Here is an 11,949-nt window from a genome sequence, read left to right as displayed (position 1 = left end):
ACCATCGGGCCATGAGCTCCAGCCACGACGCCGTGGTGGTCGGCGGCGGTCACAACGGCCTCACCGCCGCGGCCTACCTCGCCCGGACGGGCCGCTCGGTCCTGCTGCTCGAGCGCTCCCCGGCCCTGGGCGGGGCGACGGTGTCCGCCGAGGCCTTCCCCGGGACGGGCGCCCGGCTCTCGCGCTACTCCTACCTCGTGAGCCTGCTGCCCCGGCGGATCGCTACGGACCTGTCGCTGTCGTTGTCGCTGGCCCGGCGCCGCTACTCCTCCTACACCCCGTCGGCCGGGTCGACGGCTGGTCTGCTCATCGACCACGGCGACCCGTCGGCGACCGCCGCCTCCTTCGCCGCCGTGGGCGCCGCCGCTGACGCCCCGCGCTGGGAGGCGTTCTACGCGCGGGTCGAGGAGCTGGCGCGGGCCGTGTGGCCGACGGTCACCGAGCCGCTGCTGCGCCGTCGCGAGATGGCGCACCGGATCGGGGACCCGGGCCTGGTCCGCGACTTCCTGGAGCGACCCCTCGGTGAGGTGGTGGAGGCCGCGGTCGCCGACGACCTCGTGCGCGGCGTCATCCTCACCGACGGCCTCATCAGCACCTTCGCGGACCCGCACTCGGCGCACCTGCGGCACAACATCTGCTTCCTCTACCACGTCATCGGCGGGGGGACGGGGGACTGGGACGTGCCGGTCGGGGGAATGGGCGAGGTGTCCGGCCAGCTGGAGCGTGCCGCGCGGACGGCGGGGGCGGACCTGCGGACCGGGGCCACGGTCACCTCGCTCGAGGAGGGCGCGGTGACCTGGCAGGACGCGGAGGGTATGACGCACCGCGCCACGGCGCGGCACGTCCTGTGGGCGGCGGCACCGTCGGTGCTCGACGAGGTCGCCGGGAAGCGCGGGGCCGCGCAGGAGCGGGTGGAGGGGTCGCAGGTCAAGGTCAACCTGCTGCTGTCACGCCTGCCCCGGCTGCGGGACACCGGGGTGGCGCCGGAGGCCGCCTTCGGCGGCACCTTCCACGTGCACGAGACCTACACCCAGCTGCGGCAGGCCTACGCCGCCGCCGAGGCCGGTGTCGTCCCGGACCCCCTGCCCGCCGAGATCTACTGCCACACCCTGACCGACCCCACCATCCTGTCGCCGCGGCTGCGGGCCGAGCACCCGCAGGCGCAGACCATGACGGTCTTCACCCTGCAGACACCCGACCGGCTGCTCGACGGGCGCGGCGCGGACGCCCGGGACGACCTGCAGCGCCGGGTCCTCGACTCGCTGTCCTCGGTGCTGGCCGAGCCGCTCGAGGACGTCGTCCTCTCCGGGCCGGACGGGCGGCCGTGCATCGAGACCAGGACCACGCGCGACCTGCAGGACAGCCTGGCCATGCCCGGCGGCAACATCTTCCACGCCCCGCTGGACTGGCCGTGGGCCGACGACGACGACCCGCTCGACACGCCGGCCCGCCGCTGGGGCGTCGACACGGCATACCCCGGTGTGCTGCTGGCCGGTGCGGGGTCGCGGCGCGGGGGAGGGGTGAGCGCGCTGGGCGGGTACCACGCCGCCCGGGCGCTGCTCGAGACCGAGGGCTGACCCCCCGGGGCTCAGCGCGGCTCGGCGGGGGGAGCGTCAGGGTCGGGCAGCTCGGCGTCGTCCACCTCGGGTCGGGCGCGCAGGAAGAGCACGCTGGCGACCAGCCCGCCCCACACGACGAGCATGGCCACGATCATCATGAGCACGGCCGACGTGGTCATCGCTGCTCCTCCTCGAGCTCGGGCCAGGCGCGGAAGCCGGCGTCGTCACGGCCCCGCCACGGGATGAGGGTCAGCACGAGCGCACCCACCGCGACGAGGCCGATGGTGCCCCAGCCGAAGACGAGGAGGTACCACGCCGGGTAGCCCTCGTACCCCTCGGTGACCAGCGTGCGGACCCGCTGGACGAGCATGGTGGTGAGCACCACCGGCGCCAGGCCGCCGACGAGGACGACCCAGACACGCCCCACGCGGAAGGTCGAGACGCGGTTGAGGTGGGCCCGCAGGACCGGGGCCGTCCGGAAGACCCAGACGATGAGGACGGTCATGGCGATGGCGGAGACGACGATGCCGACGTTGTTCGCCCACTGGTCGACGGTGTCCAGCGCGATGAGGCCGGAGGTGGTGGAGAACAGCCCGATCGAGATGACCGAGCACACCACGCAGACCGTGACGGCGGCCGTGCGGTGGGTCAGCCCGAACTTCTCCTGGACCGAGGCGGCCACGCCGAGCAGGATCGAGATGATCGAGGTGAACCCGGCCAGGACGAGCGCCCCGAAGAAGACGGCGCCGAAGACGGCGCCGCCCGGCATCTCGCTGATGACCGCGGGGAAGGTGACGAAGGACAGGATCGGCCCGGACAGCCCCTCCAGCTGGTCGATGGTCGTGGCCTGCTGGTGGGCCAGGAAGCCCAGGGTCGCGAAGACGCCGATGCCGGCCAGGATCTCGAAGCTGGAGTTGGCGAAGGCGACGACGAGGCCCGAGCTCGTCATGTTGGCCCGGCGCCGCTGGTAGGACGCGTAGGTGACCATGATGCCGAAGGCGATCGAGAGGCTGAAGAAGATCTGGCTGTAGGCGGCGATCCACACGGCCGGGTCGGCCAGCGCCGCCCAGTCGGGGGTGAAGAGGGCGTTGAGACCGTCGGCGGCGCCCGGGAGGGTGAGCGCCCGCACGACGAGTCCCCCGAAGGCGAGGACGAGCAGCGGGATGAAGATGATGTTGACCCGCTGGACCCCCTTGGTGACCCCGAGGGCGATGATGACCAGGACCGCGGCCCAGACGAGCACGAGCGGGACGGCCACCCCGGAGACCAGCGTCGTCGAGATCCCCGGCTCTCCGACCTGGAGGTACTCGCCGACGAAGAAGGCGGCCGTGTCCTCCCCCCAGCGCAGGTCGAAGGCGAAGACGAAGTAGCTGAGCGACCAGGCGATGACCGCCGCGTAGTAGACCGCGATGACGAAGCTCAGCACGATCTGGAACCAGCCGAGCGCCTCGGCGGGCCGGGCCATCCGGCGGTAGGACAGCGGCGCCGCCCCGCGGTAGCGGTGCCCGACGGCGTAGTCGAGGAAGAGGATGGGGATGCCCGCGGTCAGCAGCGCCACGAGGTAGGGGATGAGGAAGGCGCCGCCGCCGCTCTCGTAGGCGACGCCGGGGAAGCGCCAGATGTTGCCGAGGCCCACCGCCGAGCCGACGGCGGCCAGGATGAAGCCGGTCGAGCTGGTCCACGTCTCACGTTCCGGTGCCGCCGCGGCGGATCCTCCGGCCATGCCGTCTCCTCGTCGTCGGTGTCGTGGGTGTCGTCGGTGTCGTGGTGCGGGCGGGGCGTCAGCCGTCGGTCGAGGCCAGGTGGTCCACGGCGTAGCCGTAACCGCGCACCCCTGCACCGGCGATGACGGCCTCGGCCACGGGGGAGATGTAGGAGGTGTGCCGGAACGGCTCGCGGGCGTGCGGGTTCGACAGGTGGACCTCGACGACACGCACCCCGGTGGCCTTGACGGCGTCCAGCAGCGCGACCGAGGTATGCGTGTAGGCGGCGGCGTTGAGGACCACCCCGACGACCTCCGGGTCGGCGCCGGCCTCCTGCAGGGCGTCCACCAGCGCGCCCTCGTGGTTGCTCTGCCGGCAGGAGACCTCCAGGCCGTGGGCGGCGGCCCGCTGCGCGCACCAGGCCTCGACGTCGGCGAGGGTGTCGGTGCCGTAGACGTCCGGCTCGCGGGTGCCGAGCAGGTTGAGGTTGGGTCCGTTGAGGACGACGATGCGCCGCGCCATGGGGCCTACGCTCTCACACCACGACGCCGGCACCGAGGAACTAGTCTGCCGTCATGGTCCCGGCAGAACCCAGCAGCCCTGACGTGCCTGCGGGACGTCCGCACGCACCCGGGCCGGGACGAGGGGTCCTCGGCGTGGACGCCTGCCGGGCCGGCTGGGTCGGGGCGTTCCTGCCGCCGCAGGGCCGGGGCCTGGTGGGGGTGGCCGTGGCACCGACCGTCGCCGCGCTGCTGCGCCTCGGTGGGGACGTCGCGGTGGTGGGGGTCGACATCCCCATCGGGCTGCCGGACCGCACCCGGCGGCAGGCCGACGTGCGGACCCGCGTGCTCCTGGGAGGCGCCAAGGCCTCCTCGGTCTTCACCACCCCGACCCGAGCCGCGCTGGAGGAGCCCGACTACGCCGTGGCCAACGTCCGCAACCGGGAGCGGGCCGGGATGGGCCTGTCCCGACAGGCGCACGCCCTGCGCACCAGCGTCCTGGAGGTGGACGCCTGGGTCCGGGCCGGACCTCCCTGCCCGGTCCACGAGGTTCATCCGGAGGCGAGCTTCGCCCTCATGACCGGGGCGACCCTCACGACGCGCAAGCGCACCCCCGAGGGTGCCCGGGAGCGGCGCGCCGCGCTCGCCTCGGTCGGCATCGAGGCGCCGGACGTGCCGCCGCGGGGTGCGGGCCTGGACGACCTCCTCGACGCCTGCGCCGCGGCCTGGAGCGCCCACCGGGTACGGCACGGCCGGGCGCTCACCCTCCCCGAGGAGCCCGAGGTGTTCGCCGACGGCATCCCCGCGGCCATCCACGTCTGACGCCCCACCCGACCACCGCCCGAGCACCGACCGAGCACGACCCACGGCAGACCGACCCAGCGCCGACCACCACCGAGGAGCCGAGATGAGCAGCCACACCGTCCCCACCGTCGAGGCGAGCGAGCCCACGGCCTACCGCATGCTCATCGGAGGGGAGTGGGTCGAGGCCGCCGACGGACGGACCCTGGAGGTCATCACCCCGATCGACCGCCACCGGGTCATCGCGACCACGCCCCGGGCCGGGGCGGAGGACGTCGACCGGGCCGTGGCCGCGGCCCGGCGGGCGCAGCGGGGCTGGGCGGCGCTGCCGTTCACCGAGCGGCAGGGCGCCCTGCTGCGGATCGCCGACGACCTGGAGGACGCGGCCGAGGACCTCGCCGCGCTGACCGCCCTGGACACCGGCAACGCGCTGCGCACCCAGGCGCGTCCCGAGGCGCTGCTGCTGGCCTCCGCCTTCCGCTACTTCGCCGGGCTCGCCGGCGAGCTCAAGGGGGTCACCCTGCCGAGCGGCACCGACGCCCTCTCGCTGACCCGCCGGGTGCCGGTCGGGGTCGTCGCCGGCATCCTGCCGTGGAACAGCCCGCTCATGATCGCCGCCTTCAAGCTGCCGGCGGCCCTGGTCAGCGGCAACGCGATGATCCTCAAGGCCGCCGAGGACGCGCCCACGACGATCCTGGAGCTGGCGCGCGTCTGCGAGCGGCACCTGCCCCCGGGGGTCCTGGGGGTGCTCACCGGCTACGGCCCGGAGGTCGGCCAGGCGCTCGTGGAGCACCGCGGGGTGGACAAGGTGTCCTTCACCGGGTCGACCGCGACGGGGTCCGGGGTGGCGGCCGCCGCGGGGGAGCGGCTGGCGCACGTCAGCCTCGAGCTGGGTGGCAAGAGCCCCTGCATCGTCTTCCCCGACTCCGACACCGACGAGGTGGTCGAGCAGGTGCTGCTGGCGACCCGCTTCGCCCGCCAGGGGCAGAGCTGCACGTCCGGGTCCCGGCTGTTCCTGCACGAGTCCGTCCACGACAGCTTCCTCGACCGGCTGGTGGACCGGGTGTCGCAGCTGGTGGTGGGCGACCCGCGGGAGGAGGCCACCGACATCGGCTGCATCATCAACCAGCGCCAGTGGGACCGCGTGCAGGGCTACGTCGACGACGCGCTGGCCACCGACGGCATCCGCGTGGCCTACGACGGGCGGCCGGCGCTCACCGTGGGGGAGCCCGGCTTCTACCACGCGCCGATGATCCTCAGCCAGGTCGACAACGGGTGGCGGATCGCCCGGGAGGAGATCTTCGGCCCGGTCCTGTCGGTCATCCCCTGGCGGGAGGAGGACGAGGTGGTGGCCATGGCCAACGACAGCCACTACGGGCTGGCCGCGTTCGTCTTCGCCCGTGACCTCGGTATGGCGTTGCGCACCGCCCAGCGGGTCGAGTCCGGGTGGGTGCAGGTCAACCAGGGGGGCGGTCAGCAGGTCGGTCAGTCCTACGGCGGGATGAAGGCGAGCGGCCAGGGCCGGGAGTTCTCCCTGGAGGGCATGCTCGAGGGCTTCACCCAGATCCAGCAGATCAACGTGCGGCTCACCTGAGCCTCCCTCCCGCGGGGCAGGTCACGGAGCGGTCTCGACGGCGAGCAGAACCTTGACAGCCGCCCCGTCGGCATGCACAGTACGTGAGAGCGCTCTCATAACGCGGATGCAGAGCGCCCCACCAACGGAGTTGGCATGCACAGCACGCGACGCAGGATGCTTCTCGCCACCACCGCCGCCGCCACCCTGGCGCTCGGCGCGTGCGGCGGAGGCAGCGACGAGAACGGCGACGGCGAGGCCGGTGGCGAGGGCGGGGACATCACCCTCTCGGTCGCCACCTTCAACGAGTTCGGCTACGAGGACCTCCTCACCGAGTACGAGGAGCAGAACCCCGGGGTCACCGTCGAGCACATCAAGGCCGACACGGCCGACAACGCCCGGGCGGCCCTGCGCAACAGCCTCGGTGCCGACTCCGGCGCCGCGGACGTCGAGGCCATCGAGGTCGACTGGGTCACCGAGTTCCAGCAGTACCCCGACAAGTTCGTCGACCTGTCCTCGGAGGAGGTCGAGGGCCGGTGGCTGGACTGGAAGACGGAGGCCGTCACCCTCGAGGACGGGATGCTCCTCGGCTACGGCACCGACATCGGCCCCGAGGCGGTCTGCTACCGCGCCGACCTCTTCGAGCAGGCCGGGATGCCCACCGACCGCGAGGAGGTGGCCGAGCTGCTCGAGGGCGACTGGGACACCTACTTCGAGGTCGGCCAGCAGTTCGTCGACGAGACGGGCATCCCGTGGTACGACTCCGCGGGGGCGCTCTGGCAGGGGATGATCAACCAGGTCGAGCAGCCGTACGAGACCCCCGAGGGCGAGATCATCGCGCTCGACAACCCGGAGGTGCGCGAGCTCTACGACCAGGTCCTCGCCGCCTCGGTGGACGACGGCCTGTCCGCCGGGCTGGGCCAGTGGAGCGCCGACTGGGCCTCGGCCTTCCAGGGCGAGGAGTTCGCGACGATGCTCTGCCCCGCCTGGATGATGGGCGTCATCGAGGGCAACGCCGAGGGGGTCGAGGGCTGGGACGTCGCCAACGTCTTCCCCGGCGGTGGCGGCAACTGGGGCGGGTCATACCTCACCGTCCCCGCCCAGGGCGACCACGTCGAGGAGGCCACCGAGCTCGCCGCCTGGCTCACCGCGCCGGAGCAGCAGATCAAGGCCTTCGAGGCCAAGGGCACCTTCCCCAGCCAGCAGGAGGCGCTGGACTCGGACACCCTGGCGGAGTCGAGCAACGCGTTCTTCAACGACGCGCCGACCGGGCAGATCTTCGCCGAGCGCGCCGAGGCGGTCACCGTGACGCCGTTCAAGGGGCCGAAGTACTTCGAGATCAACACCGCCATGGCCGACGCCATCACCCGCGTCGACGTGGACAAGACGGACGACCCGGGCAGCAGCTGGGACAAGTTCGCGGCCGCCGTCGAGGAGCTCCGCTGACATGACGGTCACCACTCCCACGCCGGCCCCGGCGCCGGCCCCCGTCGCCGACCGCCCGGGCCGGCGCGGGGGCGGCACCGGCCGGTGGGGGCGGTGGGACCACCGGGTCTCGCCCTACCTCTACATCGCCCCGTTCTTCCTCCTGTTCTTCGTCACCGGCCTCTTCCCGCTGGTCTACACCGGCTGGGTGGCGGTCCACGACTGGGACCAGATCATGGGCCAGGGCGAGTTCGTCGGGGCGGAGAACTTCGTCAGCGTCCTCACCAGCGAAGACTTCCGGCGGGCCCTGGTCAACACGGTGAGCATCTTCGTGCTCTCCTCGGTCCCCCAGGTCCTCGCCGCGCTGGCCATCGCCGGCCTGCTCGACCACCATCTCCGGGCCGCGACCTTCTGGCGGATGGGCGTGCTGCTGCCCTACGTCGTCGCGCCGGTCGCGGTCGCGCTCATCTTCTCCAACCTCTTCGCCGACCGGTTCGGGCTCATCAACGCCCTGCTGGACACGGTGGGCCTGGAGCCGGTCCGCTGGCACTCCGACCGGCTGGCCAGCCACGTGGCCATCGCGACCATGGTCAACTTCCGCTGGACCGGCTACAACGCCCTCATCCTGCTGGCGGCCATGCAGGCCATCCCGCGGGACCTCTACGAGGCGGCCGCGATCGACGGGGCCAGCGGCCTGCGCCGCTTCGTCTCGATCACCGTGCCGCTGCTGCGGCCGACGATGATCTTCGTCATCATCACGTCCACCATCGGGGGTCTGCAGATCTTCGACGAGCCGAAGATGTACGACCAGTTCGGCCGCGGCGGCGCCGACGGCCAGTGGCAGACCCTGACCCTCTACCTCTACGAGCTGGGGTGGACCCGCGCCGACTTCGGCCGGGCCTCGGCCGTGGCGGTGCTGCTGTTCCTGCTCATCGTTGTGATCGGGGTCGTCAACTTCGTCATCAGCCGCCGCATCGCGAGCGAGGAGAGTCGATGAGCACCACCCCCGTCCCGGCACCACCCGACACCACGTCCCCGGGCCCGGCCGTCCGGTCCTCCGGTCGGCGTCGCCGCTCCGGCGACCGCCCCTCCTGGGTGGTGTACGGACTGCTCGCCGCCGTCGTGGCCGGGAGCATGTTTCCGCTGTGGTGGTCCTTCGTCATCGCCAGCCACGACTCGACGGTGCTCACCCGGACCCCCTTCCCGCTGCTGCCGGGAGGCAACTTCCTGCGCAACGCGGCCAGCGTCTTCGACACCGTCGAGTTCTGGCGGGCGACGGTCAACTCGATCATCGTCTCGACCACGGTGTCCGCCTCGGTCGTCTTCTTCTCGACCCTGGCGGGGTATGCCTTCGCCAAGCTGCGGTTCCGCGGCGCCGGGCCGCTGCTCGTCTTCGTGATCGCCACCATGGCGGTCCCGACCCAGCTCGGTGTCGTGCCGCTCTACCAGGTGATGGCCGAGCTGGGCTGGACCGGTGAGCTCACCGCGGTCATCGTGCCCGGCCTGGTCACCGCGTTCGGCGTGTTCTGGATGACGCAGTACCTCCGCCAGGCCGTGCCGACCGAGCTCATCGAGGCGGCCCGGGTGGACGGCGCCAGCATGTTCCGCACCTTCTGGCACGTCGGCGTGCCGGCGGCCCGCCCGGCCGCGGCCATGCTGGGCCTGTTCACCTTCGTGGCGACCTGGACCAACTTCTTCTGGCCCTTCATCGTGCTGGGCCCCTCGAACCCGACCCTCCCGGTTGCGCTGCAGCAGCTGCAGGCCGCGCACTACGTGGACTACTCGCTGGTCCTCGCGGGAGCGGTGCTCGCTACGGTGCCCCTGCTCATCCTCTTCGTCCTCGCCGGGCGCCAGCTGGTCTCCGGCATCATGCAAGGAGCCGTCAAGCAATGACCACACCGATCACCTTCCCGTCCGGCTTCCTCCTCGGGTCGGCCACGGCCGCCTACCAGGTCGAGGGGGCCGCCCACGAGGACGGCCGGGGCGACTGCATCTGGGACACGTTCTCGGCGACGCCGGGCGCGGTGGTCCACGGGCACACCGGCGCGGTGGCGTGCGACCACTACCACCGGATGCCGCAGGACGTGGCGCTCATGCGGTCCCTCAACCTCGGCGCCTACCGCTTCTCGGTGTCCTGGGCACGGGTCTGCCCGGACGGCCGCACGGTGAACGAGAAGGGGCTGGACTTCTACTCCCGCCTGGTCGACGAGCTACTTGCCGCCGACATCGTCCCGTGGGTGACGCTCTACCACTGGGACCTCCCGCAGGCCCTCGAGGAGGCCGGGGGCTGGCCCGCGCGGGGCGTCGTCGACCGGTTCGTCGACTACGCGCTCGCCGTGTACGAGCGGCTGGGTGACCGGGTGCGCCAGCTGACCACCCTGAACGAGCCGTGGTGCTCGGCCTTCCTCGGGTATGCCGCGGGCGTGCACGCCCCGGGCCGGACCGACCCTCAGGACGGCCTGCGCGCCGCGCACCACCTGCTGCTCGCGCACGGCCGTGCGGTGCAGGCGCTGCGCGAGCGGGACCCCGGCCTGGAGCTCGGGCTGACGCTCAACTTCACCGAGATGCAGCCGCAGGACCCCGCCTCGGCCGGTGACCGGGACGCCGCGCGGCGGCTCGACGGTCTGGCGAACCGCTTCTTCGTGGAGCCGCTGACCCGCGGCGCCTACCCCGAGGACGTGCTCGAGGACCTGGGCGAGCTCTGGCCGCAGGACCTGGTGCACGACGGCGACCTGGCCGACATCTCGACCCCGATCGACGTCCTGGGCGTCAACTTCTACACCGGGTCCATGGTCACCGGCCCGCACCCGGAGTCGGCGCCGGAGGCCGCCCGGCAGGCCCGCGCCTACGACGCGCCCTCGCCCAACGTGGGGTCCGAGCACGTGGTCGTGGTGCGTCGCGGCACCCCCGTCACCGACATGGGGTGGGAGATCCGGCCGCAGGCCCTGCGTGACCTGCTGCTGTGGCTGCAGCGTGACCACACCGGCCCGGCCGGCACCCGGCTCTACGTGACCGAGAACGGCGCCGCGATGCCGGACGACCCGGACGGGACCGGGTTCGTCGACGACCAGGACCGCGTCGCCTACCTGGACGGCCACCTGCGCGCCGTCCACGAGGCCATCCAGTGCGGCGCCGACGTCCGGGGCTACTTCGTGTGGTCGCTCATGGACAACTACGAGTGGGCCTACGGCTACACCAGGCGCTTCGGGATCGTCCGGGTGGACTACGACACCCAGGAGCGCACGCCGAAGGCCAGTGCCCGCTGGTTCGCCGACGTGGCAGGATCTGGGGCCATCGGCTAGTCAGGGAGGAACCCATGCCAGCAGCGGCGTCAGCGCGAGGACCACGCCGGTGAGCACCCGTCGGGCGCCCACCCTGGAGGACGTCGCGGCACGGGCCGGGGTGTCCCGGGCCACGGTGTCGCGGGTGGTGAACGCCGACCCCCGGGTGCGGGCCACCGCCCGGGAGGCGGTGTCCAGGGCGGTGACCGAGCTGGGCTACCGGCCCAACCGGGCGGCCCGGGCCCTGGTGAAGAGGGCACCGGACTCGGTGGCGGTCGTCGTCCCGGAGACCGACCAGCGGGTGTTCTCCGACCCGGTCATCATGGAGATGCTGCGCGGCATCAGCGAGGGGTTGGAGGAGACCCCGCTGCAGATGGTGCTCGTGCTCGGGCGGGCCGGCCGGGACACCGACCGCCTCGAGCGGTGGCTGCGGGGCGGCCACACCGACGGCGCGATCGTCCTGAGCGCGCACCTGGACGACGGGGTGACCTCGGCGCTGAGCGAGATCGGTCTGCCGACGGTCATGATCGGTCGGCCTCCCGGGCCGGGGCAGGGGCTGCCCTTCGTCGACCTCGACAACGTCGACGGGGGCCGGCAGGCCACCGACCGGCTGGTCGCCCGTGGCTGCCGCCGGATCGGCACGGTCGCAGGCCCCGTGGACATGGCGGCGAGCCGGGACCGGCTGGCGGGGTGGCGGGAGTCGTTGGACGCCGCGGGGCTGGCCGGCGACGCGGTCGAGCACGGCGACTTCTCCTCCGAGGGGGGCCGCCTGGCCATGCGCCGGCTCCTGGCGACGCACCGCGACCTGGACGGCGTCTTCGTCGCCTCCGACCTCATGGCGGCCGCGGCCGTCAGCGAGCTGCAGGCGGCCGGTCGCGCCGTGCCGGGCGACGTGGCCGTGGTCGGCTACGACGACTCCCCGGCCGCGCAGCTCACCGTGCCCCGGCTCACCACCGTCGCCAACCCGGGGGACCGGATGGCGCGGGAGGCCACCGTCATGCTGCGCGAGCTGCTGGCGGGCCGTCCGGTGTCCTCCCGGGTCCTGCCGACGCACCTCGTGGAGGGCGGCACCGCCTAGCGCCGGCCCGGGGCCGGCCCGAGGCCCCG

At 72.8% G+C, this 11,949-nt stretch carries 11 protein-coding genes; 8 read left to right on the top strand and 3 right to left on the bottom strand.

Annotation, left to right across the window (positions count from 1 at the left end; genetic code table 11):
- Positions 1–11: 11 nt before the first annotated feature.
- Entirely contained in the window at positions 12–1,577 is a 1,566-nt protein-coding gene (locus AVL62_RS10100) for a phytoene desaturase family protein (RefSeq protein ID WP_058891506.1), read from the top strand.
- Positions 1,578–1,588: 11 nt separating this feature from the next.
- Here AVL62_RS10100 and AVL62_RS16630 read toward each other — a convergent pair whose 3' ends face one another.
- Genes AVL62_RS16630 through aroQ form a run of 3 tightly spaced genes read right to left on the bottom strand, consistent with a single transcriptional unit; the run spans position 1,589 to position 3,784 of the window.
- Entirely contained in the window at positions 1,589–1,738 is a 150-nt protein-coding gene (locus AVL62_RS16630; RefSeq protein ID WP_083518856.1) for a methionine/alanine import family NSS transporter small subunit, read from the bottom strand.
- A complete protein-coding gene (locus tag AVL62_RS10095; RefSeq protein ID WP_058891505.1) occupies positions 1,735–3,282 on the bottom strand; it encodes a sodium-dependent transporter in 1,548 nt (515 codons plus the stop codon). Before AVL62_RS10095 ends, AVL62_RS16630 begins: the two co-directional genes overlap by 4 nt.
- A gap of 58 nt (positions 3,283–3,340) precedes the next feature.
- On the bottom strand, positions 3,341–3,784 hold the full coding sequence (aroQ, locus tag AVL62_RS10090; RefSeq protein WP_058891504.1) for a type II 3-dehydroquinate dehydratase: 444 nt from the start codon (positions 3,782–3,784) through the stop codon (positions 3,341–3,343).
- Between the two features lie 53 nt (positions 3,785–3,837).
- On the opposite strand from aroQ, the gene AVL62_RS10085 reads away from it, so the two are divergent.
- From AVL62_RS10085 to AVL62_RS10055, 7 genes are all read left to right on the top strand, one after another.
- Positions 3,838–4,584 (top strand): DUF429 domain-containing protein, encoded by a 747-nt coding sequence (locus AVL62_RS10085; RefSeq protein WP_083518855.1) that lies wholly within the window; start codon positions 3,838–3,840, stop codon positions 4,582–4,584.
- A gap of 85 nt (positions 4,585–4,669) precedes the next feature.
- Positions 4,670–6,157, top strand: a complete 1,488-nt coding sequence (locus AVL62_RS10080; protein ID WP_058891502.1) for an aldehyde dehydrogenase family protein — start codon at positions 4,670–4,672, stop codon at positions 6,155–6,157.
- A 135-nt stretch (positions 6,158–6,292) separates the two neighbouring features.
- Positions 6,293–7,582 carry an extracellular solute-binding protein gene (locus AVL62_RS10075; RefSeq protein WP_058891501.1) on the top strand — a complete coding sequence of 430 codons (1,290 nt, stop codon included), beginning with the start codon at positions 6,293–6,295 and terminating at the stop codon, positions 7,580–7,582.
- A gap of 1 nt (position 7,583) precedes the next feature.
- The gene (locus tag AVL62_RS10070) at positions 7,584–8,558 is read left to right on the top strand and encodes a carbohydrate ABC transporter permease (protein ID WP_058891500.1); all 975 of its coding nucleotides are present in this window, start codon (positions 7,584–7,586) and stop codon (positions 8,556–8,558) included.
- A complete protein-coding gene (locus AVL62_RS10065) occupies positions 8,555–9,454 on the top strand; it encodes a carbohydrate ABC transporter permease (RefSeq protein ID WP_058891499.1) in 900 nt (299 codons plus the stop codon). The genes AVL62_RS10070 and AVL62_RS10065 overlap by 4 nt, the downstream gene beginning before the upstream one ends.
- A complete protein-coding gene (locus tag AVL62_RS10060; protein ID WP_058891498.1) occupies positions 9,451–10,863 on the top strand; it encodes a GH1 family beta-glucosidase in 1,413 nt (470 codons plus the stop codon). Before AVL62_RS10065 ends, AVL62_RS10060 begins: the two co-directional genes overlap by 4 nt.
- 49 nt (positions 10,864–10,912) lie before the next feature.
- Positions 10,913–11,920 (top strand): LacI family DNA-binding transcriptional regulator, encoded by a 1,008-nt coding sequence (locus AVL62_RS10055; RefSeq protein WP_058891497.1) that lies wholly within the window; start codon positions 10,913–10,915, stop codon positions 11,918–11,920.
- Positions 11,921–11,949: the final 29 nt, after the last annotated feature.

This window comes from Serinicoccus chungangensis, assembly GCF_001483745.1.
Lineage (GTDB): Bacteria > Actinomycetota > Actinomycetes > Actinomycetales > Dermatophilaceae > Ornithinicoccus > Ornithinicoccus chungangensis_A.
This window is presented reverse-complemented; position numbering and strand designations above follow the sequence as displayed.